The 22,789-nt window shown below is 63.4% G+C and carries 23 protein-coding genes; 3 read left to right on the top strand and 20 right to left on the bottom strand.

Annotated features, from left to right (window positions below; genetic code table 11):
• Positions 1-101 precede the first annotated feature (101 nt).
• From cas2e to HMPREF3097_RS07305, 8 genes are all read right to left on the bottom strand, one after another.
• Positions 102-446, bottom strand: coding sequence for a type I-E CRISPR-associated endoribonuclease Cas2e (gene cas2e / locus HMPREF3097_RS07340; protein WP_070761734.1), 345 nt, complete (start codon positions 444-446; stop codon positions 102-104).
• A complete protein-coding gene (cas1e, locus tag HMPREF3097_RS07335; protein ID WP_070761733.1) occupies positions 443-1,381 on the bottom strand; it encodes a type I-E CRISPR-associated endonuclease Cas1e in 939 nt (312 codons plus the stop codon). The genes cas2e and cas1e overlap by 4 nt, the downstream gene beginning before the upstream one ends.
• A gap of 2 nt (positions 1,382-1,383) precedes the next feature.
• On the bottom strand, positions 1,384-2,088 hold the full coding sequence (cas6e, locus tag HMPREF3097_RS07330; RefSeq protein ID WP_070761732.1) for a type I-E CRISPR-associated protein Cas6/Cse3/CasE: 705 nt from the start codon (positions 2,086-2,088) through the stop codon (positions 1,384-1,386).
• Positions 2,085-2,807 (bottom strand): type I-E CRISPR-associated protein Cas5/CasD, encoded by a 723-nt coding sequence (cas5e, locus tag HMPREF3097_RS07325; RefSeq protein ID WP_015382090.1) that lies wholly within the window; start codon positions 2,805-2,807, stop codon positions 2,085-2,087. The genes cas6e and cas5e overlap by 4 nt, the downstream gene beginning before the upstream one ends.
• Positions 2,807-3,937 carry a type I-E CRISPR-associated protein Cas7/Cse4/CasC gene (gene cas7e, locus HMPREF3097_RS07320; protein WP_070761731.1) on the bottom strand — a complete coding sequence of 377 codons (1,131 nt, stop codon included), beginning with the start codon at positions 3,935-3,937 and terminating at the stop codon, positions 2,807-2,809. The genes cas5e and cas7e overlap by 1 nt, the downstream gene beginning before the upstream one ends.
• 48 nt (positions 3,938-3,985) lie before the next feature.
• Complete coding sequence (gene casB / locus HMPREF3097_RS07315) at positions 3,986-4,681, bottom strand: type I-E CRISPR-associated protein Cse2/CasB (protein WP_070761730.1); 696 nt, start codon at positions 4,679-4,681, stop codon at positions 3,986-3,988.
• The gene (gene casA, locus HMPREF3097_RS07310) at positions 4,665-6,347 is read right to left on the bottom strand and encodes a type I-E CRISPR-associated protein Cse1/CasA (protein WP_070761729.1); all 1,683 of its coding nucleotides are present in this window, start codon (positions 6,345-6,347) and stop codon (positions 4,665-4,667) included. Before casA ends, casB begins: the two co-directional genes overlap by 17 nt.
• A gap of 161 nt (positions 6,348-6,508) precedes the next feature.
• A complete protein-coding gene (locus HMPREF3097_RS07305) occupies positions 6,509-9,349 on the bottom strand; it encodes a CRISPR-associated helicase/endonuclease Cas3 (RefSeq protein WP_070761740.1) in 2,841 nt (946 codons plus the stop codon).
• 449 nt (positions 9,350-9,798) lie between these two features.
• Here HMPREF3097_RS07305 and HMPREF3097_RS07300 point away from each other — a divergent pair, with 449 nt between their 5' ends.
• Positions 9,799-11,376 carry a sodium/glutamate symporter gene (locus HMPREF3097_RS07300; protein ID WP_070761728.1) on the top strand — a complete coding sequence of 526 codons (1,578 nt, stop codon included), beginning with the start codon at positions 9,799-9,801 and terminating at the stop codon, positions 11,374-11,376.
• A 236-nt stretch (positions 11,377-11,612) separates the two neighbouring features.
• Here HMPREF3097_RS07300 and HMPREF3097_RS07295 read toward each other — a convergent pair whose 3' ends face one another.
• The 3 genes from HMPREF3097_RS07295 to trxA form a co-directional block, all read right to left on the bottom strand.
• Complete coding sequence (locus HMPREF3097_RS07295; protein WP_070761727.1) at positions 11,613-13,112, bottom strand: MFS transporter; 1,500 nt, start codon at positions 13,110-13,112, stop codon at positions 11,613-11,615.
• An 84-nt stretch (positions 13,113-13,196) separates the two neighbouring features.
• A complete protein-coding gene (locus HMPREF3097_RS07290) occupies positions 13,197-13,943 on the bottom strand; it encodes a PspA/IM30 family protein (RefSeq protein ID WP_070761726.1) in 747 nt (248 codons plus the stop codon).
• A 123-nt stretch (positions 13,944-14,066) separates the two neighbouring features.
• Positions 14,067-14,453, bottom strand: a complete 387-nt coding sequence (gene trxA, locus HMPREF3097_RS07285) for a thioredoxin (protein WP_070757873.1) — start codon at positions 14,451-14,453, stop codon at positions 14,067-14,069.
• 151 nt (positions 14,454-14,604) lie between these two features.
• On the opposite strand from trxA, the gene HMPREF3097_RS07280 reads away from it, so the two are divergent.
• The gene (locus HMPREF3097_RS07280; protein WP_070761725.1) at positions 14,605-15,117 is read left to right on the top strand and encodes a hotdog fold domain-containing protein; all 513 of its coding nucleotides are present in this window, start codon (positions 14,605-14,607) and stop codon (positions 15,115-15,117) included.
• Positions 15,118-15,124: 7 nt separating this feature from the next.
• On the opposite strand, the gene HMPREF3097_RS07275 is transcribed toward HMPREF3097_RS07280, so the two are convergent.
• From HMPREF3097_RS07275 to HMPREF3097_RS07260, 4 genes are all read right to left on the bottom strand, one after another.
• Positions 15,125-15,940 carry an ABC transporter ATP-binding protein gene (locus tag HMPREF3097_RS07275; protein ID WP_070761724.1) on the bottom strand — a complete coding sequence of 272 codons (816 nt, stop codon included), beginning with the start codon at positions 15,938-15,940 and terminating at the stop codon, positions 15,125-15,127.
• 88 nt (positions 15,941-16,028) lie between these two features.
• Positions 16,029-16,517, bottom strand: coding sequence for a CrcB family protein (locus tag HMPREF3097_RS07270; protein ID WP_070761723.1), 489 nt, complete (start codon positions 16,515-16,517; stop codon positions 16,029-16,031).
• Positions 16,517-17,071, bottom strand: a complete 555-nt coding sequence (locus HMPREF3097_RS07265; RefSeq protein ID WP_083317980.1) for a fluoride efflux transporter FluC — start codon at positions 17,069-17,071, stop codon at positions 16,517-16,519. Before HMPREF3097_RS07265 ends, HMPREF3097_RS07270 begins: the two co-directional genes overlap by 1 nt.
• A gap of 110 nt (positions 17,072-17,181) precedes the next feature.
• Complete coding sequence (locus HMPREF3097_RS07260) at positions 17,182-17,730, bottom strand: YceI family protein (protein WP_070761722.1); 549 nt, start codon at positions 17,728-17,730, stop codon at positions 17,182-17,184.
• Positions 17,731-17,880: 150 nt separating this feature from the next.
• On the opposite strand from HMPREF3097_RS07260, the gene HMPREF3097_RS07255 reads away from it, so the two are divergent.
• Complete coding sequence (locus HMPREF3097_RS07255; RefSeq protein WP_070761721.1) at positions 17,881-18,522, top strand: MarR family winged helix-turn-helix transcriptional regulator; 642 nt, start codon at positions 17,881-17,883, stop codon at positions 18,520-18,522.
• A 13-nt stretch (positions 18,523-18,535) separates the two neighbouring features.
• Here HMPREF3097_RS07255 and dnaB read toward each other — a convergent pair whose 3' ends face one another.
• The 5 genes from dnaB to HMPREF3097_RS07230 all read right to left on the bottom strand — a co-directional run bounded on the left by dnaB (position 18,536) and on the right by HMPREF3097_RS07230 (position 22,775).
• The gene (gene dnaB / locus HMPREF3097_RS07250) at positions 18,536-20,056 is read right to left on the bottom strand and encodes a replicative DNA helicase (protein ID WP_070761720.1); all 1,521 of its coding nucleotides are present in this window, start codon (positions 20,054-20,056) and stop codon (positions 18,536-18,538) included.
• An 812-nt stretch (positions 20,057-20,868) separates the two neighbouring features.
• The gene (gene rplI, locus HMPREF3097_RS07245; protein ID WP_070761719.1) at positions 20,869-21,327 is read right to left on the bottom strand and encodes a 50S ribosomal protein L9; all 459 of its coding nucleotides are present in this window, start codon (positions 21,325-21,327) and stop codon (positions 20,869-20,871) included.
• A 95-nt stretch (positions 21,328-21,422) separates the two neighbouring features.
• Positions 21,423-22,040: a single-stranded DNA-binding protein gene (locus HMPREF3097_RS07240; protein ID WP_012361210.1), complete on the bottom strand. Its 618-nt coding sequence runs from the start codon at positions 22,038-22,040 to the stop codon at positions 21,423-21,425.
• Between the two features lie 83 nt (positions 22,041-22,123).
• Complete coding sequence (rpsF, locus tag HMPREF3097_RS07235; protein ID WP_012361211.1) at positions 22,124-22,411, bottom strand: 30S ribosomal protein S6; 288 nt, start codon at positions 22,409-22,411, stop codon at positions 22,124-22,126.
• A 175-nt stretch (positions 22,412-22,586) separates the two neighbouring features.
• Positions 22,587-22,775, bottom strand: coding sequence for a hypothetical protein (locus HMPREF3097_RS07230; protein ID WP_070761718.1), 189 nt, complete (start codon positions 22,773-22,775; stop codon positions 22,587-22,589).
• Between the last annotated feature and the right edge of the window lie 14 nt (positions 22,776-22,789).

Raw genomic sequence — 22,789 nt, 5'->3', positions numbered from 1 at the left:
GGCTCATCCCCGCTAGCGCGGGGAGCACACTGGACGACCAGCGGATATTCGAGCCTCAGCGTCATTCTAGCTTCAACTGTACGAAGCCATCCCGCCCCGACCTACCGGCCCTCGTACTTACGCCTCAACTGGCGGGCCTTGCTCCAGCCCGTTCTGCGTCGTGTTTTCTCACTATCGCTTTTGCGCATCATGAGCTTAAGACCGTCAAAATCGGTGGGCTCCCAGTCATGCCGATGCGTGCGGAACTCCATACCTTGCTCGTTATTGCTGCTGTAGACCAGCAGCGCACGGCCGTCCTTGCACAACTCCACCGTTCGATCCCATAGAAGCTCACGAATCCGCGCCGAAGGCCTACCAACAAACGTCCCCGGTGCGAGTTCCATTAACCACTTCGTTAGGTCCCCTCGCAGTCCCGCTGGACAGGCAGTGACGATCAGCACCATCACTGCTCCGCTCCTTCCTTCCCCCAATTAATGCCCGCGGACGTCAGCTCCAGCTCGCTCCACAACATGAGCTCAATGTCGCTCAGCGGCTCGTCATCCGGGACGTTCATCACGAACTTCAAATCCCGCACCATCCGTGGCATCAACCGCTTCTCCACAACGGCGTCCCGAACCAAGCGACGCACCATCGGCCCCACATTTTCAGTGCCGGACGCAACGGCGTTGAACGCTGCCGGAATGGATACCTCCGCCTTATAAAGGTCCGCGACATCGTAAACAAATGACCGGTCAGTTCCCGTATGAATCACTCCCAAAGCAGGCACGAAGCCAAGCCCGACGATCACAGCATGGGCGATGCCGTAAAGCGCCGCACTGCCCGTCGTCAACGCCTGATTAATCGGGTCTGAGGAGTCGTAATTATTCGGGTCGTAGCGCCTCCGATCCCACGCCACACCCGTCCGTCTCGCCTCCTCCGCATACAGCCGTTTCATGCGGGAGCCCTCCCGGCCCCGCAACTGCGCCATCGTCAGCCCCGACACGTCCTCACCGGGAAAACGAAGCCCATACATCCGTCGAGCGCAGTCCAAACGTTTACGCTGATGCGTCACAACCCTGGCCTGCAGCTCAGCCATTCGAGAAGACTTAGCAGGTGGACGACCATGGGCGTAATAACGCACACCACGCTCACCAACCCAGACCGTGGAAACCCCAGAATCTCCCAGCAGAGCTATCGCAGCATTCGTGATCCGAGTCCCCGTACCTAACAGCAAGGCAGCGAGCTGTGTTGCAGGCACATGTGCAACTCCCCGCTGATCCGTCACCGTCAGCGCGTTCCCGTCCCGACTGACCACCGCCCGCTCCACATAGAGGAAAGAAATCCGATCCCCCATCTGCGACAGCGATTGGCGCTCAATCGGAACCTGCTGCGGGGTGCGCACGGCTAACTCACCGGCGCCAAGGTCAGTAGCCCACAGCCATAGCCACGCGCACGACCGATACCCTGCTCCAAGGCCCGCCTCAATAGCTCCGGGTCTGTCACCTCCAAGGTGCCGGTGAACCGAGCCTTCGCAATCCGTACTGGTCGGCTGCGCCCGCCACCAGCCTTCCTGCGGTGAAACACATCAGTCCAGCGCTCCGTGACCTGCGGGGTGTCGAACTCAGACCACCGCGAACGTTCCTCGTCGCTGACCTCGTCATCAACCCGGGGTGCCAACGCAAAGCCAGCCGCATCAGCCTTGCGGTAAAGCCAGCCAATCTGATGCCGCACAGAAACGTGGGCCTTCACCTTGCCCCGCTCTCCCTTCCGGAACTCGGAATACGTCGGGTTGGCCACCAGCTCGAAACGCCATCGCTGCCCACGAGTGAGCTTGTCCAGGAACCGGGAGTAGTCTGCCGTCTGCGCAGGAAGCGTATCCCACCCGGCCTGTTCCACCAGAACCGCGCCCGTCGGTTTCTCTGGACCCACCAAATAAAGCACGTGCCCGTGCTCACCTGGATCCACGCGCCACAGCACTCTGGCGTCCGATTCGTCCAGCTCGGGAGGGAATGCGGCACGCACCGCGGCGTGCATGCGCTGCGGGTCACTCAGTAGCTTTCGCCCTTCCCTCCGGTGAGGATTGAGCCGAATTTTCGTGAATGTCGTCATGCTCGCATCACCGTTTCAAAAAACACGTCACCCGTCGCGGACTTCTCGTCACCATCCGGATTGTCAATCTCCACGTCCTCGGCACGGATCACTTCCCGCCACCCGTACTTTCGGTGCTCCGGGCTGAAGGACACCGGCACGTCCTGGCGGGGAACCGAGCCACCCTCACCGGGGTTGGCATCTCGGTAAATCGCCAAAGACACCTTCTTCGGCGACTCCTTGCGGTGCACCGCGGTGGCGTGCCACGTGTCGTGCGCGCGCAGGGCAGACTCCGCGTCGCCATCCACCACACCGATCACAAGGCCAGGGTGCACTGGGCAAGACCGGCGACCCATGTACAGCGGGTAAGCGGGTCTGCGCAGGGCCTCCGCCATCTGGTCCAGCAGCTCCCGATCTTCCGATTCCACCGCCGCGACGAACGCCGCATCTGAGAGGAAGTACCTGGTCACGAGGCTGGCGTTTGCTCCCGGGTTCTTCAGCCAGGGCTGCGCCGTCTGGTAGTCCCGCAGCAGGCTCCCCGACTGATCAACACGCACTGCAATCCGCAACTTGGCCAGGTCCTCCACGCCGTCAGTACGGCGCCGCCCCTGCGCAGCCGCGATCAGCCCCACGATGCCGGACTTGGTTGGCGTGGTGGCCGTCGCCCGAACACTGAAGCGGGACTCGTCGCCCCAGGACTGCATGGGACCTTTGAGTAGTAGTAAGAGGGAATGCACCATTACTCATCACCCATGAGCTGATCGATGGCGCCGGCCAGCTGCTCCTTCAGCTCCGGAAGAGTCACCTGGGTCGCGATATCGGTAAACGGCTCCGCCAGCTGCCCCAGGCCCATGACGAAGGAGGCCTGCGGCTTGAATCCATAGACGTTCTCCACGTCCCGCGCCTCCTGAGCCAGTACCTCGGCACCGACCTCGCGGCGGCCCTTGTCCTCGGTTGCTTCGACAGGAGCCTCGAAGGCGTTCACCAGGGAGACCGGGCGGGTATCGCGAACCGCGACGTAGACGAGCTCCGGCAGGGTCTGGTTAGCGAAGGTGTTGATCTTTCCGGTCGGCATCGACGCGATGAAGGCCTCAACGAACTCCACGGCAGCCTGCTTCGCTGCGTCCTCGGAGTCCAGGTTCTCGGCCAGACCCTCCAGGTTGACGGTGGCGTAGCGGTACAGCGTCGAGGACATCATCTGTACCGTGCCGATCATGCCAGCACCGGTCTCTTCACCCTCCTCGGCGAGGTCATCGACGGCGGTGAAGTAGTCGAACTCCGGGGCGGAGTCGTGAATCCCGAGTGCGTGGGCGACCTGCACAGCGGCGTCGACGTTGTATGCAGCATCGTCGGCAACCATGCGGCCGAACATGGCGATATCCACCGAGTGCTCCTGGTCGAGGATCGCCTGCGCCTCGCGCTTGGTGAAGTTCTTACCGTCGCGTTCCTGGATCGCCTTCACCGCGTTGTCGATCTGGTGAGCGCTGAGGAACAACAGGTAGCCGGTCTGTGGGTAGGCAACCTCTGCGTCGGTCTCGTCCTTATCCTTAGGCTTCTTCTCGACGGCCGTCTTAATGCCAGCTGCCTTGAAAAGCTGTTCGGTTCGCTCGATCGCGGTGCCCTGCTCCATGCCCTGCTCTTCGAGCTGACGTGCAATCTTCTCCGGGAGTCGCTTGGAACGGTCGCCGATGTTGGCGGCGTCGAAGTTCTCGAAGAAGTAGCGGCGAATCGCACGCTTCCAGGACTGGGAGGAGACGCGCTGGCGCGGCACGCCACCGAAGACGGCGTTCTTCGGCGCGCCCGTATCGTCACGGTTGATCAGGGATGGTGGCAGGGACTGGAGGGCATAGATATCAACGATCTTGGACATGGTGTTTCCTTCCGGATTAGTGGTCGACGGTGTCGTCGTGGTGGTTGTTTAGGACTCTTCGGTGGTGGCTCGGCCACGGAATGTTCCGTTGGCGAAATCTCGACCCCATCGCAGGAGCACGCCGTTACGCCGGCGGGGGTTCTGCAGGCTTCGCAGGTCCTGCGCAAGCTGCCCGTAGTCAAAGCCAATCTTCTTGTCTCGCAGCAGCGCAATGAGATTGCGCAGGTGGATCATGCGCGTGTCTTCGTTAAACGCGGACTGCATCGCGTCAAACCTCGGTTTGATCGACTTCGATTCCACCGTGGCGTGCAGCCGACCGCAGGCCGCGGCGAAAGACTGCTCCGAGTTATGCACCTGCTGCTGGGAACTCTGCATGTGCTGGCCGAAAAGAGTGAGTGCATAGAACGCCGCGCGCTCAGACGGGGATGCGTGGTCCGACTTCCCCTGCTCCCTTTCACTCAGGGGCACGACCAGTGCCATGAGTACGGATTCCAGCGCGAGGGGGTGGTTCTCCAGCTTGAGGGCTCCCGCCTTACGGAGCTCGGCCAGCGTCCCGCGCGCGTTTGCTGCCGCAGTGTTCCCACCCGCGAGGTAGTCGCGCTGCAGGACCTCTGCCGTGCGCCCGACCGCAAATTTTAGGTTCGGACGCTGCTCCGCGGGAGTGGTCGCCTCCGCCGTTCCAGTGCCCGCCACGTCCGCAGCCACACCGGGTGACGGAGCGGTTGTTTTAAGATCGCTCGCCATTGCCTTCTCCTTCTTCGCTCATCGTTTTCTGTGGGGCAGTAAGGGGGAGTTCCTTATTGAGTTTTCGTTTGAGTTGCTGGAATGCTGTGCCTGCATTGATGACGCGGCCGCCAGAGTCCTCGTCCAGGAGCCTGCCAATCAGCGCCTTTTGCCCCGCCCCATTCAGCAGATCCTGGGCGATGCCCAGCGCTGCCTCACGTACGGTGTGCTGCCAGGAACTCACTTCCTGTGCCATATTCTTCGGATCCAGTCCCCGCAGCCAGTTGTGGAAACGGGGCTCCAGCTGGGCATAGAGGCGGTCGGCGGCATCGACACCGAATTCGTATTCTCCGCCGGCAGCCACGTAGAGCTGGCCAGCAAAGGCGCCCACCGCGGTCGCCGCCCGTCCCGTGGCCTCCGCGCTGTTACGGACATCATTACGAACCGCGCGGCTCCACTCAGAGTTCCGGAGCAGATGCACTGGAAGCCCGATGGAGGAGCTCACGATTGTGCCGTAAGTGGAGCTCTGCGGGCCATAGGCCATGGACACAATCTGCAGGTCGAGGACCTCCCGATCCTCGAGGATTCTCGCGACGTTATCGACATTCTCCGGCCTTTTCGGCGGCAGCTCCCGGCTTGAGAAGCCTGGGTCTCCGTCCACCGCAACAAGGGCATCCAGCGAGCGCCAGGTAGTGCGCTGTTCGTCGTAGGGCCGCGGGTAGTAAGCCTCAAGGCCCTTCTTGGACTTGTTCTTACTGAACCTATAAGGGGTCATCGGGTCCCCGAAGACGTTCAGCCCAGCATTCGGGATGCGGTCGCCATTACTCACCAGCACCCGGGTGACCACACCATCTTCGGTGAAGAGCCGGATTCTGCGGGACTGCCACGTCGCCAAGTCTGCTGGCCCTTTCGGTTGGGTGGCTTCCAGGTCCTGAGGCGCGGCGGTATCGGGCTCGCGCTCCCAGACTGGCTTATCCGTCTCGGCGGCAGTGGACACGCACGACCCCGTGGTGTTCAGCACGAGGGTCTCGAGTAGGTTGGCCCCTCGGATAACGGTGCCTCCGGTTAAACCGGACCAGCCCTGCCCGATGGGGTAGCCCCTGCCTCCCTTGATCCGTGGATCCCCCACGGCCCCGGATTTAATACCCGAGTAGTCGTAGGCCTGGGCATGGATGAGCCAGCGTGCCGCTTCGTCATAGTTGATCGACGTCCGGCCTGGCCCGGTGCGCATGGTGAAGTAGCTATCCTCCGAATCCGGCAAGATCCGGCGGATCTCGTTGCTGGTGTTTTTCGCCGTATGAAGGTCAGCTACCTGCATGAAGGGCACCGCCGGGTCCAGCAGGTCGAAGCGGTCCTCGATGTTAGCCAGATACCCGAGAACGACCTCGTCCTTCCCCGTCTCCCGCAGTGTTTCCCTCGTATCGAGGAACCATGTTTCCCACTCAAATTTCTTGCGCGACCGTGGGCTCGGGTAACGCCGCACAAAATCGTGGTAGTGCGCTCGCCAAAAAATGGCGAGTAATACCCGCAGCACCGCGTAATCCTGCGTGGGGGAATCCCCGACGACGGCTAGTGGTTTCGCGCTACCGTCGAACACCTGGCGGATGCTCAGCAGCTGGTTTCCTTCTGCGGTCCGGCACTTGATCCACGGTTCATGCACGAGGTTAAAGGTCTCGTTACTTCCCACCGTTTTCTCCTTTCCCGCTCACTGTCCCACTCCCTGCCTGTTAATCCTGTTCATTAATCATTTTTCCGATCTAGCTAATAACCTACGTTGCGGTGCAGACACGGTTCGGTCGCTCCGTTGTGGTGTTCGAACAGCCACACTGCTCTCCCCGTGATCCTCGGTCACCTCCTTGACTTAGGCACGACCTCAAGGCCCAACTCCGAGCTGTATCGCACCAGGAACCTCCCGATCTCGGCTTCTCCCTTCTCATCAAGACGAAGAGCCAACTGCCCCTTGAGGAGGAAGTGCTCCTGCCACTCCGGTGGTGTTTCTTCCTCCAGCCGAGTGACGACCGCCTCGAAGTCCTCCTTCCAGTTCGTCATCCGGGTCGGCAGCCGAACCGTGCTCATGGCCAGATCCCAGGCCTGCTGAAATTCAGGCGTAACTCCGCTCAGAATCTCCACGGAGTGCTCAGCGCTCCGCGCGGTCAGGGGTCGGTAGCCATAGTCAGTACTCACCACTGGAATGACCTCGACGGTCGGCTCGCTGTCACGGACCTGTGCCGCACCCCGTTCCTCATCTCCCAGTGACTGCGCCGCAGCAATAAGGCCACAGAAGAGCGATTCGAACTCCTCCGCATCGAAGGCCGATGGAACCCGGTATCTTGCAGACCGCGCGTGCGCCCGTTCCGCTCGGCTCCGGCTCTCACGTTCTGTCTCTGCCCAGAGCTCAGCCCACCCCTCCGGAACCGCGTGAGTAGCCCCGTACACCGCCTCCACCAAGGGGGCGGTGTCGTCCGGCCGTCGGAATCTTTCCGGCAGGTGCAGCAGGGTGGCGAGGAGGATTTTGGGGTCGTAAATCGCCTGGGCTCCCTTATCGAGCTCCGGCACGCCGTCGCGGTCCACAACACCGCGAATAAATACCTGCGGCTTCCGCAGCGCCGTCGGCCTGTCCGACGTTGGCCGATGGTGGCGGTGAATGCGCCCGATACGCTGAATCACCAGGTCCATGGGAGCCAGGTCGGTGATCAGAACGTCGGCATCGATGTCCAAGGACTGCTCCGCGACTTGGGTTGCGACCACGATCTTCCGCGCAGGCCTCCCGGCCCCCCGGCGCGCCGCAGGCCCAAGCTCCTCGCGCAAACGGTCCTCGCGTTGCGAGCGCTCCCAGGCCATGAAGCCCGCGTGGTGCAGCTCGACCTCATCCGGATAGGCCTCGGCGAGCTCCTGGTATGCCTGCTGTGCACGCGCGATCGTGTTGCAAATAACCAGCGCACAACCACCCTCAGCGAGTAGCTGATCAAGCAGCGCCTGCAGCTCGGTGAGCCCGTCCCCGATGACCTGCAGGCTCGCGTCGAGGTTCCTCGGCGACGGTTCCGGTTCCCAGACCTCGTCCTTCTCCTCCGTGACCACCGTGATCCGCGGATATGCGGAGGACTCAACCCTCAGCGGCTCGCCGCTATACGCCTCCGCGAGCTCCTCGCGCTGACGGGTGGGCAGCGTCGCGGTCATGACGATCACGCTCGCCCCGTAGTAGGCGAGCCACGCGAGGGTGGTCTTGAGATAGTCGGAGGTATAGGCGTCGTAAGAGTGAACCTCGTCGAAGATAATGACCTTCCCCGCTAGCGCGAGGTGTCGGAGCATGGAGTACCGCTGCACCAGCGCCAGCATAAGGACCTGGTCCACGGTGCCGACGACGATATTGGAGAGCAGTCCGCGCCGTCTTCCGCTCGTCCACTGGCTGGCGACGACTTTTCCGGCAGCGCCGCCTGCCTCATCTTCCGCGATTCCTTTGTACTTCAACGCCCGGTAAGGTTCCGCGAGCTGGTTCTTCGAGTGCGCCAGGTACAAGGACGCCACCGTGTCGCCGGTCGTCCCCTGCGCCCAGTTAATGGTGCGATCGAGCAGCCCGTTGGCGGTCGCCATCGTCGGCGCGGCGAAGTAGACGCCCTGGACGCCTCCCTCGGCCCCGAGTTGATGGGCCGCGGCGAGTGCGGCTTCGGTTTTACCCACCCCGGTTTCCGCTTCCAGGATGTACAGCGCTGGCCCCTCGGTAGCGCGTACAGCCTCGACCATGGTGCGTTGCACGCTGCGGGCGCAGAATTCTTCTGGCCACGAGAAGGACCGCCGGAAGAACTCATCGATATTCGCAGCCGGCTCGGTTGGGTCCCACGGCGGGGTGATGTCGGTTTTCGTCATACCGTTCTCCAGGCGCTCTCGCATGGGCTGGAGGGCAAGTGGGAAGGCGTCGACGTTGGAGGCAATCCAGTCCGCGAAGACGACGATGCCGGTGAGCAGCTGCAGCTCCGGAGCTCGAGGTGTGGACATCTTGCTCAGAACCGGTTTAATCTCCGTTAACTCAGCGAGCCCGTCCAGGAGTTCCTTGTGGATCTCCCGCCAGGACTGCGGATAGTCCTTCAGGGCGTCCTCGACATCCCGACGGAGGTGCTCCTCTGCCGGAATTCCATGGTGAGCACCAACGATGGAGCGCAAGCGTCTACGCATAGTGCTGGACGCCGAGGTCTCCGACTCAAGCCACTCCCCCAGCATCGCGGCGGAGGCCACACTGTGCGGCACCGCCCGTAAATCGGTCTCTCGATACCCAGTATCGAGCGGTAGTCCGGCGTCCGAGACTGCGTTAAGCAGGTAGTCATATCCCGGCTTTTTATCCAGCAGCCCCTGGAAATACGTAGTGGCCTTTCCTACGTCATGCCCGCCAGCCAGCCATGTCACGAGGCGGCGCAACTCCCCCACGTCAATACCCAACTCGCCACTTAGGTCATTCTTTGTCGCATCCGCGACCCAGATATCGAAAACCTCCCCGGCGGTCGCGGCCACATCCGCCAGGTGTTGCGGCAGATTGAGATACTCCCCCTCTTCCCCAGACTTCGCCCACAGTGCCGCGAGCTGAGGACTCACTCCACGCAACCACGCATCAAGCTTGCTAATAAAAGCATCGCGCGTATTGGAAGCGTTCGATTCACGAGTGTTCGAGCTCCCAACGCCATGTCCGGGGAAAGTCATACAATCCTCACTACTTCCGGTGGTGAACATAACCATAGCTACTTCACAGATCGAAAGCAAGCTTCTCGAACCCCTTTCGAACAATCCCCAATGCCCCAGTTACTTTTTAAAGTTACGCCCATAACCTTCCTGAGGCGTACTCTTGAGCACGCTCCCCGCAGCACTAGCTCCGGCGGGGATGAGCCTTGGGGCATTGGCGAATGCGCCACTTCCCCGCGCTAGCGGGGATCCCCAAGGCTTCTTTTCTTTTTCCGCCCACCCCACCGCAGAACCGCGCACCCAGAACCCCGCCGATTTCGCATAACGCGCGTTACACCATAATGTGAGACAGCGCACGCTTTCACGCTTTTTAGCAAGCTGGCATTCAGAGAAAACTGGTGGAATACCCAGAAACATCGTATTCTTCCCAGAAACGGCGTGATGCACGCCACACCCCCGCCCCGTTCGACATGATTCGTCGGGGCTCGCACTTTTCGCTCGGGAGATCCCCGCACCGGAAACAGATCCAAGGAGGAACATTGACACCCAATCAAGTCGGCCTAGCGCTCGTGCTGCTAGGCGTGATGGTCTTGCTGGGCAAGACCATGCGAATCAAGTGGGGCTGGACCCAAAAGCTGTTCCTCCCTGCCTCCATCCTCGCGGGCTTCCTGGCTCTCTTCCTCGGCCCTGAGGTCTTCGGCTCCATCGCCTCGGCGCTGGGCACGGACCGCTTCGCCGAAGGCGGCATCTTCGGCGAGGAGACCCTCGCCGTATGGAAGACCCTCCCTGGCCTGCTGATTTCCGTGGTCTTCGGTACCCTCTTCCTCGGCCAGAAGCTGCCGAAGCCGAAGGAGGTTGTGGAACTCGCCGGCCCGCAGCTCTCCGTGGGTGTGGCCTTCGCCTCCGGCCAGTACGTCGTGGGTATCGCGCTGGTGACCTTCCTGCTCGCCCCGCTGTTCGGCATTAATGAGGCCGCCGGTGCGCTCATCGAGATCGGCTTCGAGGGTGGTCACGGCACCGCTGCCGGTATGCAGTCCGTCTTCGAGGACATCGACTGGGCTGAGGGCTACGACCTCGCCGTCGCCGTAGCCACCGTTGGTCTGCTCTCCGGCATCGTGATCGGCGTGGCCGTCATTAACTGGGCCATCCGCACCGGTCGCACCGAGGTCATCACCGAGGTCAAGGACCGTTCCATCGAGGACCAGCGCGGTCTGTTCCGTCGCGACGAGCAGTACATGGCCGCGAAGATGACGACGCGTCCGTCCTCCGTCGAGCCACTCTCCCTCCACGTCGCCTTCCTTGCTGTGGCAATCGGCGTGGGTGTGATCCTGCTGAAGGGCCTGCAGTGGATCGAGCAGATGCTGTGGATCGACAAGATCGAGCTGCTGAGCTACGTCCCGCTGTTCCCGATGGCCATGATCGGCGGCATCTTCGTCCAGCTCGGCCTGAACTTCCTGGGCTACGAGCACCTCATCGACCAGAACATGATGCTGCGCATCCAGGGCCTGGCTCTGGACCTGCTGATCACCGCTGCCCTGGCGACGATCTCCCTGCAGGCCATCGCCAATAACTTCTGGGCATTCCTGATCCTGTGTGCCGGCGGCATCCTGTTGAACGTCTTCCTGCTGCTATGGCTGGCGCCGCGCTCCATCCCGGAGTACTGGCTCGAGCGTGGTGTCGGCGACTTCGGCCAGTCCATGGGTGTCACCGCAACCGGCCTGATCCTCATGCGCATCGTCGACCCGCAGGCGGAGTCCCCCGCTTTCGAGTCCTTCGGCTATAAGCAGCTGGTCTTCGAACCCTTCTTCGGTGGCGGCATCATCACTGCCGTATCCATCCCGTTCATCATTGCGGTCGGACCACTCCCAGTCTTGGGCGTCATGACGGCGCTGTTCATCTTCGCCATCGCAACCGGCCTGTTCTACTGGGGCCGTAAGTTCGGCATCGACCGGTCCAAGGCCGCTGGTGGTACCAAGGCCTTGGGCAACCACAAGGCCAACATGGAGGCCAAGGCGGCCGCCGCGGCTGCTCAGCAGCACAAGGACTAAGCCACAACAGCTAGCCAAAAAGCTCAAGCCGGGTGCTCGGCGCGGAACTCTCCGCACAGCACCCGGCTTTTGCTTTGCCCCCAGGCCGCGGCGCGGCTTGGGCTGCGTGGTTCGGTAGGCCCGGCCTCGTACGCCCGTTTGTCCTGCTTGATCCCGGCAGGACCCACCCGCGTACCCTGCGCGGACCGGCAGCCCCCTTCGCCGCGTGAGCTACGTGCCCCCTACCTGGCTCCCACCTACTTCTCGTTCTGCGACTTCTTCGCCTTCATCGGCGTCTTCGCATCCAGAGGAACGAACACGGTGAACAGCACAATCACCACCGAGAAGACCGCACCCACCAGGAAGGCTAGGTTCAGGCCCGAGGCCAGGCCACTCACCGCGTCACCCGGGGCGCTATTCAACGCGCGCTGGGTGCCGAAAGTCATGATCGCGATAAAGATCGCGGTGCCACCGGCAGCAGCCACCTGCTGGAAAGTATTGAGGATCGCCTGCCCATGGGAGGCCAGGGCGTCCGGCACCGCGGCCAGCGCGTTACTCATCAGCGGGGTCATCAGCAGCGCGATACCGATGTGCAGCACCACCGCGACCCCCGTCAGCGCCCAGAAAGAGGAGTCCCGGCCCAGCACCACCAGGCCCAGCATCGCGGCGCTCATCAGGATGGATCCCGGGATGGTCAACACGCGCGTACCCCGGGCGTCGTAGACCCGGCCCACGAACGGCCCCATCACGCCCATCGCCAAACCACCGGGCAGGATCGCCAGGCCCGACTGACTCTCCGAGAGCCCCATCACCTGCTGGGCAAACATCGGCATCAGGATGATGAAACCGAAGAGCATGCTGAACGTGAGCAGCATCAGAGCCAAGGAGAGCCGGTAGTTCCGCTCCCCCAGCGGGGCCAGATCCAACAACGGTTCGCGCACCCGCTTGCCCGCAGGCTCGCCGTCCCCCGCGTTCGCGGCAACCGCGCTCCCCTGCGCACCCTGCTCCTCTGCAGCAGCCGCCTTCCCGGCGCGGGCCTCGCGGGCCAGCGACCGCTGACGCGCGAAAAAGACGGCGAGAATCACAATGCCACCGAGCATCACCCCAACCCGGCCCACCGGAATCCCGTGAGCCAGGTCGGACAGCCCAGCCATGCCGTAAAGCGTGGCGGCGAAACCTGCCGCGGAAAGGAACACCGAAGGCACGTCCAGGTACGGGCGGGTCGGCTCCTCGAAGTTCCGGACCAGCAGCAGGCCCACCACCAGGGCGAGCACCACCAGCGGCAGCATCAGGATGAAGATCCAGCGCCAGCCCAAAGAGTGCAGCACCAAACCAGAAAATGTCGGGCCCAGCGCCGGGGCCACCGCGATGACCACAGAGACCAGGCCGAAGACCCCGCCGCGGCGCTCCAGTGGAACCAGCCGCATGATCGTCGTCATGAGCAGCGGAATCACCAGCGCGGTGCCGGAAGCCTGAATAATGCGGGCGACCAGCAGCACCGGGAAGACCGGCGCCACAACCGCGAGCACCGTGCCCGCGAGGAAGAGCAGCATCGCTGCGGCGTAAACCTGCCGCAGACTAAAACGCTGCATGATGTAGCCGGTCATCGGGATCACCACGGCCATCGTCAGCATGAAGCTGGTGACCAGCCACTGCGCGACATCCGCAGTGATCTCGAAGTAGCCCATCAGCACCGGCAACGCGACCGAGAGAGTGGTCTCGTTGAGGATGACCACGAAGGCTGCGGCGACGAGCACGCCGATCAGGAGCTTCGCGTTGGGTGCGGGTGTGTCGGCGGTGTGCGAGCCGCTGTTTTCGGCGCCGGTGCTAATGGCTTTCTCCTATTGTTCGAGTTCTTTATTTTTCTCCATGTCAGCGCGAATCTCCGCGAGTCGGGAGCTGGCCTTGACGTCGCGGCCAGCTTCCGCGATCTCGGTCATGCGGTCCTGAACCGAGCCCTCGACGAGCTCCTGGGCACCCAACGCATTCGCGTAACGGGATTCGATCTTATCCCTGACCTTGTCCAGGGTCGGGACGGCCTCATCCGGGGCGAGGGCGGCGTCGTTCATGGAGGCCATCGACTTATTCGCGGTCTCCTGCATCTTCGCCTGATCGGCCTGCGCGCGCAGCTGATTAATCTGGTTCAGCTGGTCCTGCAGGCGGGTTTCGGACTCCTGCTGCTGACGCTGTGCTTCCTCCGCGCTTCGGGACGCCGCCGCGTGCAGCTCCTTGGTCTCTTCCAGCTGCTGCTCGACGGTGACCAGGTTGGAGGCGAAGAGCTCCGCGGTCTGGTTCAGCTCCGTGGCGCGGTTGGCGTCGCCCTCCGACTGGGCTTGGTCGGCCTGCTGGAGTGCGACGCGGGTCTTTTCCTGCAGCTCGGTCGCGTCCTTCTGGAGGCGGTTGAGCTTCATCTCCAGCTGGTTACGGTTACCGATGACGCTGGCTGCGTGCTCGGTGATCTTCGCGTGCTGCTGGCGGGCGGCCTCCTCGGCCTGACGGATCTGCACCTTGGGGTCGGCGTTCTCCTCGATCTTCGTGTCGAAGGACGCCATCAGGTACTTCCAGCCCTTGGAAAATGGGTTAGCCATAAGTATCGCTCCTCTAGTAGGTCGTGCGCCCCAGAGTAGACACGAATGGCTCACCATGACCGCGCAGCGGCCAAGAAAAGACCCGCGTGGTAGCGCGGGCCCTCAGTGCGGAAAGGCGGGGGCTTAGCCCTCCTGCTGAGCCTCAGCCTGCTTCATCTGCTCCTCGACCTGCTTGCGAACCTCGTCCATGTCCAGCTTCTCAGCCTGGGAGATGAGGTCGTTGAGGGCCTCCTTCGGCAGCATGCCGGCCTCGCGAGCCAGCAGGACGCCGTCGCGGAACATCATGATCGTCGGGATGGACTGGATCTGCAGGGCTGCCGCGAGCTCCTGGTTAGCCTCGGTGTCCACCTTGCCGAAGGTGACCTCCGGGTGCTCCTCGGAGGTGGCCTCGAAAATCGGCCCGAAGCGCTTGCATGGGCCGCACCACTCTGCCCAGAAGTCCAGCAGGACGATGCCCTCCTTGCCGACGGTCTCCTGGAAGTTCTCGCCAGTGATTTCCTTCGTAGCCATGTGTTATCCCTTTCGCTGCTTACGTTGTGTCCGCCCGGGGTGCCCGCCCGGCGCGGCGAATTTTTATCGTTTCTTTCTGCCCCGTGCAACGTTGGGTGCAGTTTGCTTTATTCCAGGGTCGGCGCACGAAACATGAGTTACTTTGTTTTTTATGAGCATTCCGAACGCATCTTTCGCTGAAGCAGCCCCGTCTGCCACCTATAAGGCCTGGAAGAAGCTGGCCAAGAAGCCGGCCGGCAACCGCCTGTTCTCCGTATTCGCGGCCTTCAAGGCCCCGTACTTCCTCACCGTGCTGCCGTTCGTCAAGGACCTGCGCCCGGGCTACTGCCAGGTCACCGCGCCGAAGTGGTGGCTGGTCCAGAACCACATCGGCACCTTCCACGCCATTGCCGCCTGCAACCTCGCTGAGGTCGCGATGGGCATGCTCGCCGAGGCCTCCGTGCCGAACACCCACCGCTGGCTGCCGATGGGCATGGAAGCGAAGTACCTGAAGAAGACCACCGGCCGGCTGACCGCCACCGCGACCGCCGAGCTGCCGGACTTCTCCACCATTACCCGCGAAACCGGCGGCCAGGAAGTCCCGGTGAAGATCCACTTCGAAGATTCCGCCGGCGTGGAGTCCACCTACGCGGAGATCAAGATCTGGGTCACCGCCAAGAAGTAGGCGCGGCTCACCCTTGGAAGGCGAACCAGCGGCCGCCCACCCGGTGCAGCTCGACGTCCATGTCGTAGAGCTCCCCGAGCTTCTCAGCGGTCAGCGCCTCGTCCACCGGGCCGCTGGACAGGATGCGCCCGTCCTTCATCAGCAGCACGTCCGTCGTGGACGCCGCGATCTCCTCCACGTGGTGCGTGATCAGCACCGTCGCCACCTCCGGCCGGGCCTCGCGCAGCCGGTCCACGACGTGCAGCAGCGTCTCCCGCCCCGGCAGGTCCAGCCCTGTCGAGGGCTCGTCCAGAAGCAGCAGCTCCGGCTGCGTCACCAGGGCCCGGGCGATCAGCGTGCGCGCCCGCTCCCCCTGGCTCATCTGCGGCCAGCGCCGATCGGTGCGGTTGCCCATTCCCACCAGATCCAACAACTCGCTGGTGCGCTGCTTCATCTCCTCGGTGTAGTCGAAGCGCTGCACGTAGCCATTCGACCCGGACGCCCCGGAGAGCACCGCCTCATAGGCCGTGATGTCCCCCAGGTTCTTCCGCGGGTCCACGTGCCCGATGCGTTTGCGCAGCTCCAGGGTGTTGACCTTCCCCATCTGCTCGCCGAGGATCTCGACGGTCCCGGTGGTGGGGAAGGACTGCGCCCCCATCAGCTTGAGCATGGTCGTCTTCCCCGCACCGTTGGGCCCGAGGATCGACCAGTGCGTGCCCGCGGGAACCTTAAGGTCAATCCCGGAGATGAGGTCCTTACCATTGCGGGTCACGGCCACCCCCGAGATGGAGATCGCCACCGGCCGCTCCCCCGTACCTGCAGTGTTCGCGTCGCTGTGATCCATGCCTCATAACCCTACGCCCCCGGGCAGACACGCCCGCGGGCCACCCTTCCCCTTCCCCGTTTCCACCCCGGGGCGCGGTGTCTTCTTGTTATGACGACGTCAGGGCGAAACCCAGCCCCCACGCCGCGCAGGCCACCCCGAGCATGCCCACGGCCACCAGGGCGGCCACCGCGTAGCGGCAAACCACAGCGTAGCGGTGGAGCGTGGAGCGCGGTGACGCAGCAGGCTCGGCGGCCTCAGGCGGTGCGAGGAGGTCCGTGACCAGGCCGACCGCCACGGTGGAGAAGGTGGTGAAGCCGCCCAGGAATCCGGTCCCCATCACGAGCACGGCCGCGGCCCCGCTCACCGAGACCGGCCCCAGCGAGAGCTCGCCGAGCGCATCCGGCCCCTCCCCCGCACCGGTGGCCGCGCCCATGAGCAGGCCCAGCAGGAGGCTGCCGACGGTATTAATCACCGCCAGGCTCGCCAACGGGGGCACGTGGCGTTTCAGCCAACTATCCGCACCCCAGCGGGCGAGCGCGCCCAGCCCGCCAGCGATGGCCATGAGGAGCACCGCGCCTGCGCCATAACCCGCCATCACGCATCACCCCCGAGGGCGCTCTGGTCCGGCTGCCCGCCGGGCTGCTTGCCCGCGCCCTGCTCGGCGGACTGGGAAGTCACACCCCCGCGCTGGCTGGCGGCGCGGCCGGCAGCAATGCCGGCCGTAGCCGCGCACACGCCCAGCACGATCGTGGCCGCGAAGTAGCCGAGAACGGCAATGGCGCCGGCGTCGTCGTTAATAAAAGCGACCGCACCGGCAAGAGCAGAGTAACTGGTGAACGCCCCGCAAAAACCGGTGCCGAGCAGGAGCTTCTCCCGACCCGCGAGGAACCAGTCGCGCCGCACGGAGGAGCCAAACCCCGCTGCCGCATTGTCGTCCCGGAAGAAGCTGCCCACAAAGCCCAGCAGCCCCGCGCCGAGCACATTCGCGGACAGCAGCCCCCACTGCCCGGCCAGGCCGGCCCCGCCGCTGAGCGCATCGGTGAGCACCCAGCGGGCCAGGGTGCCGAGCAGGCCGCCGGTGAACACGAGCAGAGCGCCAATCACGCTGTTCAGCGTACCGCCATCCCAGAAACGCGAAAACTCGCCCACGGCCAGCTGTACAGCTCACTGGGCTTCAGTGAACCGCTGTGCCACTCGAGGGCACAGGCTGGCGGGGCGAGTTTCAGGCAAGGAGGTGGTGGCTACCACCGCCTGGGCGCTTAGGCCTCCTTGACCGCGGAGACGTCGAAGTTCAGGGTGATCTTCTCGGAGACCAGGACACCGCCGCCGTCGAGGGCGGTCTGCCAGGTCAGGCCGAAGTCCTTGCGGTTGATGGTGGTCGCACCCTCGAAGCCGATGCGGGACATGCCCCACGGGTCGGTGACCTCGCCGTTGAAGTCGAAGTCGATGGTGACGGACTTGGTGACGTCCTTGATGGTCAGGTCGCCGGTGACCTTCAGGCCGTCCTCGCCGTTGGCCTCGACCGCGGTGGAGGTGAAGGTGATCTTCGGGAACTTATCCACCTCGAAGAAGTCGGAGGTGCGCAGGTGGCCGTCGCGGTCGGCGTTGCCGGTGTCGATGGAGGCGACGTCGATCTCGACGTTGATCGCTGCGTCCTCGAGGTTCTCCTTGGTGCTGGCGGAGCCGCTGAACTCACCGAAGTTGCCGCGGACCTTGGTCACCATCGCGTGGCGAGCGGTGAAGCCGATCTCGGTGTGAGTCGGGTCGATGGTGTAGGTACCTGCGTAGTCGTTCACGGACTTGGTCACGGTGTGCTGCCTTTCCTTGCGGCGGCTGCGTTGTTCCGCCGTGGTGATTTTTCTTTCGGGACGTCAGGCTCCGGCCTGGCGTTGATCTCAACCATAGGCCGATGTTGGTGACGTGTCAACTACTTAGAAATATGTTTAAATGAATGCACCATGAGCAGGAATGATTCACAGCTGACGCCCCAGGACGACGCCACAACACAGGCAGCCCCGGGAGCGAAGCACAATGCGAAGGACGGTACGGCACAGCCCGAGACCCAGCAGGCAGGCCAGCACCCGGCGCAGGACGTGCGCTGGCTAACCGACGAGGAACAGCAGGTCTGGCGCCAATGGCTAGACCTGGGCGCCCGCATCACCAACGCGCTCAGCCGGGAGCTACAGCTCGACAGCACCATTTCGCTGGCCGACTACGAGGTGTTGGTCTACCTGTCGGAATCGCCGGATCACCGGCAGCGCGTCGTGGCGCTCGCCGAGGCCATCAAGTGGGAGCGCTCGCGCCTGTCCCACCAGATCACCCGCATGGCCAAGCGCGGGCTCGTCCGCCGCGAATCCTGCGATAACGACGGCCGCGGCGCCTTCGTGATCCTCGAGGAGCAGGGGCTGGAGGCCATCACCGCCGCCGCACCGGGGCACGTCGAAGCCGTGCGCCACATGATGTTCGACGGGCTGAGCGCAGAGCAGCTCGCCGCCTTCCGGGACGTGCTCGCCCACATCGAGCCGCAGGTCGCGGACCAGGAGGAGCGCATCGCCGCGGCTCTGGCCACCAAGCGCGGGCGCGGCAAGGCGCAGCACTAAGAACTAAGAAGAACTAGCCCGCGCGGTACTCGGAGAACTTCGAGTACTGCAGCTGGTGGGCCACCACCACGGTGCCGATCGGGCCGCCACGGTGCTTCGCGAGGATGATGTCCGCCTCGCCGGCGCGCTCGTGATCGCGGTTCGCGCTATCCGGGCGGTTTATCAGCATGACCATATCCGCGTCCTGCTCCAGCGAGCCGGACTCACGCAGGTCCGAAATGCGCGGCAGGGCGTCGTCGCCGCGACTCTCCACGCCACGGTTCAGCTGGGAGATCGCCACGACCGGGACGTCCACCTCCTTGGCCAGCAGCTTCAGCTGGCGGGAGAACTCGGAGACCTCCTGCTGACGGGACTCGACCTTCTTGCCCGAGCTCATGAGCTGCAGGTAGTCCACCACGATCAGCGCGATATCGTGCTGCTGCTTCAGGCGGCGCGCCTTCGCGCGGATCTCCATCATCGTGAGATTCGGGGAATCATCGATGAAGATCGGGGACTTATCGATCTCCCCGATGCGGCGAGTCAGCCGCTCCCAGTCGTCCTCCTCCATCTTGCCGCCACGCATCGCGGAGAGGTGTACCTCCGCCTCGGCGGAGAGGATGCGCATCATGACCTCGGACTTACTCATCTCCAGGCTGAAGAGCACGGAGGCCTTGTTCTGGCGGATGGAGGCCGAGCGCATGAAGTCCAGCGCCAGGGTGGACTTACCGACACCAGGGCGAGCCGCGACGATGATCATCTGCCCGCCGTGCAGCCCATTGGTGAGGTCGTCCAGATCCTGGAATCCGGTGGCGATGCCCTTGGCGGTGCCGCCCTGGGACTCGAGCTCGTCGATCTCGTCCAGGGTGGGGTCCAGCAGGCGCTCGAAGACCTCGTAGTCCTCGCTGGTCGCGGAGTTCGTCAGCGCGAACATCTCCTGCTGGGCGTTGTCCACCACGGACTCCACCTCGGCACCTTCGATGCCGGAGTAGCCCAGCTGCACAATGCGGGTGCCCGCGGTCACGAGCCGGCGCAGCGTGGCCTTCTCCTTGACCAGGTTGGCGTAGTAGCCCACGTTCGCACTGGTCGGGGTCTTGGACATGATGGACTGCAGGTACGGCGCTCCGCCGATCTGCTCGAGCTTGCCATCCCGGTCCAGGCGCCCGGCGACGATGACCGGATCGACCTCCTTGCCCTCCCCGTAGAGGCGGACGATGACGTCGAAGATCGTCTGGTGGGCGGGACGGTAGAAGTCGTCCATGACGAGGACCTCGACGACCTCGCTGATGGCGTCCTTGTTCATCAGCATGCCGCCGAGCACGCCCTGCTCCGCCGCGACGTTCTGTGGCATCTCGCGGCCCAGATCCTGGAATTCTTCACGACGTCCACCCGAACGCCCGGATCGGCGCTGGCCGGATCCGAAGTTATTGCGGGCGGGCGCGGCAGAGCTCCACGCACCCCCACCGCTATCCGGGTGCGGGGCGTGGTCCTCCTCCGGTGGTGGCGGCAGGAGTTCTGCGCCGTCGTCGAAAGACATTCCACCCATGTTGCTCTCCATCGTGCCTCCGCGTGCTTAATCAGGCTCGGTTATCACCCTAGCCAGCGCTGCGGACAAACCCGATTCGGCGGCCCAGAGCGTTCTAATTCTTGTTCTTCAGATGACTGACTCGGGGCCGATCCAGCGCGCATTCGGAGGAGTTATCCACAGGCGATTGTGGATAGCTCTGTGTATGGCGTGTGGATGATGTGTGGACAAATCCACAAGCCCCAGGTCAGCTTGTGGATGAACTGTGGATCAGCCTGTCCATAACCCTCTGTGCGCCCTATTTCTGCAGGTAGAGAGCTTTTCCAAAAACCTGCCGAGAAGCAGACCCCCCTGTGGATAACTCGCGAAAATGCCTATAAGTGCAGCTCAATATGGCGTGTCCCCCACAACCTTCACCCACCGCTAGACCCCCCGAAATTACAAGTTTTGGGACGCCCCGCAGGCAGTTATCCACATCCTTGCCCACACCGCGCAAGGCCCTTGAATACACCAAGCCCCCGGCGGGATCATTCCCGGCCGGGGGCCTCGTGCTTGCTGTTGTCTATGTGTGCGTTCCGGCGTTCATCGCAGCAGCGCCGCTCGCCTGTGCGGCGGCCTGCACACCAGCCAAAACGCGGTGAAAAATGAGCCTGTCCCAACGCCATTGTGCATGGGCGGTTCCAACCCGGCCCCTGGGTGTCTAAGCCAGAGGCATGGAGGGCCGGACCCGCCGTAAAACCGGTTGTCTAGGCCGGCGAAGGTCAGCGAGGGCTTAAGCGCACAGCGCTCAGACGGCGCGGCGCATGCCACCCGCCTCGGCGCTGGACGCCAGGCTGCTTCTGCGATTACTTATCGGCGTCGACCACTGCGAACTCGAGGTTCGCGGTCATGCCGGAAACCAGCTTCACATCCACGGCGTACTTGCCCGTGTTCTTGATGCTGTTCTTTGGCAGCTTGATGGCGTGCTTGTCCAGCTTCGGACCGCCTGCGCGCTCAACAGCTGCGACGACGTCTGCGGTGGTCACGGAGCCGAACAGCTTGCCGCCCTGTGCGGTGCGCACCGGCACCTGAACAGCGGACAGCGCCTCGAGCTCTGCCTTGACCGCCTCTGCGTGCTCCTGGTCGCGGATAACGCGATCAGCCTTGGCACGCTGGATGTCCTTGATCTGCTTCTCTGCGCCGCGGGTCGCAACGATGGCGTAGCCGCGTGGCAGCAGGTAGTTACGTCCGTAACCAGCCTTGACTTCAACGATGTCGCCGGGGACACCGAGCTTGTCAACGGCGGTGGTGAGGATCAGCTTCATGATCCAACCCTTTCGTTGTGCATGGAGTGTTGACGTGAACAGTGATTATTGCTTCTGGCGGCCGGTCTGCCGGTCACCAGCGCTCATCAATTGGTTCAGAATGGCGGCTCTTCGTCGCCGACACCGAAATCAGTTTGAGGTGCAGAGTTCCACGGGTCATCGGCATTGGAGGCGTTCTGCCCGCCGAAGCCACCCTGGTTCTGCTGGCCACCCATGCTCTGCCCAGAGCCGGAGCCCTGGTTGAATCCGCCCTGGCCGCCCTGGTTTCCACCAAAGCCACCCTGGCCACCCTGACCGAAGTTGGAGCCGCCGCCCTGGTTTCCACCAAAGGACTGCCCGCCACCACGGGGGTTGCGCTGTACCTGCGCGGTCGCGTACTTCAGGGACGGACCGACCTCGTCGGCCTCCACCTCGAAGACGGTCCGCTTCTCACCCTCGCGGGTCTCGAAGCTCCGCTGGCGCAGCCGACCAGTGACGACCACGCGGTCGCCCTTGTTCAGCGAGTTGGCCACGTTCTCCGCAGCCTGGCGCCAGATGTTGCAGGTGAGGAACAGTGCCTCGCCGTCGACCCACTGGCCTGCCTGCGCGTCGTAGCGCCGCGGGGTGGATGCGACTCGGAAGCTGGCGACTGCGGCACCCGACTGGGTGTAACGCAGCTCCGGATCAGCAACAATGTTGCCGACCAGGGTAATTGGGGTATCTCCCGGTGCCATTGATAGTTCCTTTCAGCTGGGGTTATGCAGTTAAGGCCAGGTTAATCGCCTACGCCCCGTGCTGCATGGGTGAAGCTGATTTCTTACTTGTCCTTGCGGAGCACCTTGGTGCGCAGGACGTTGTCGTTGAGGTTGAGCACGCGGTCGAGCTCGCGCACAGTGTCCGACTCGCAGGTCAGGTCGAGAACGATGTAGACGCCCTCTTCCTTCTTCTGGATCGGGTACTCAAAGCGGCGCTTGCCCCAGACATCAACCTTGTCGACCGAGCCCTTTTCCTCGCGGACAATGTTCAGGTACTTGTCCAACGATGGGGCTACGGTGCGCTCATCCTGGGAAGGATCGACGATGATCATGACTTCGTATTGACGCACGGACCTCATCACCTCCTGTGGTCTAGTGTTTCGGCCATGCTTATTTGGGCATGGCAGGAGGGTCGTTGCGTCAGCAACCTGGCCAGTGTACCCCGCTGCCTGCGGAAATGGGAAATCCGCGGCCACAACCCCCGTTGCTCCCCTCGCGCCCCCGCTCGGCCCGTCTCAGGCCGGGTTATTTATTGATCGACGCCCAACCCACGGCCAGGGTGACCGGGATGATCGTCATGAAAATGATCGCGATGGAAAACAGCAGGATGATCACGTTTTTGGGCTTCTGCGCGTGGAAGCTGTAGAACGCCGTGCCGAAGAAGATGAATCCGATGAGGATGCTGCCCATCCCCAGGTACAAGGACATCGACATTGCCGCTCTAACTC

This window comes from Corynebacterium sp. HMSC27B11 (assembly GCF_001815985.1).
Classification (GTDB): Bacteria; Actinomycetota; Actinomycetes; order Mycobacteriales; family Mycobacteriaceae; genus Corynebacterium.
This window is presented reverse-complemented; position numbering and strand designations above follow the sequence as displayed.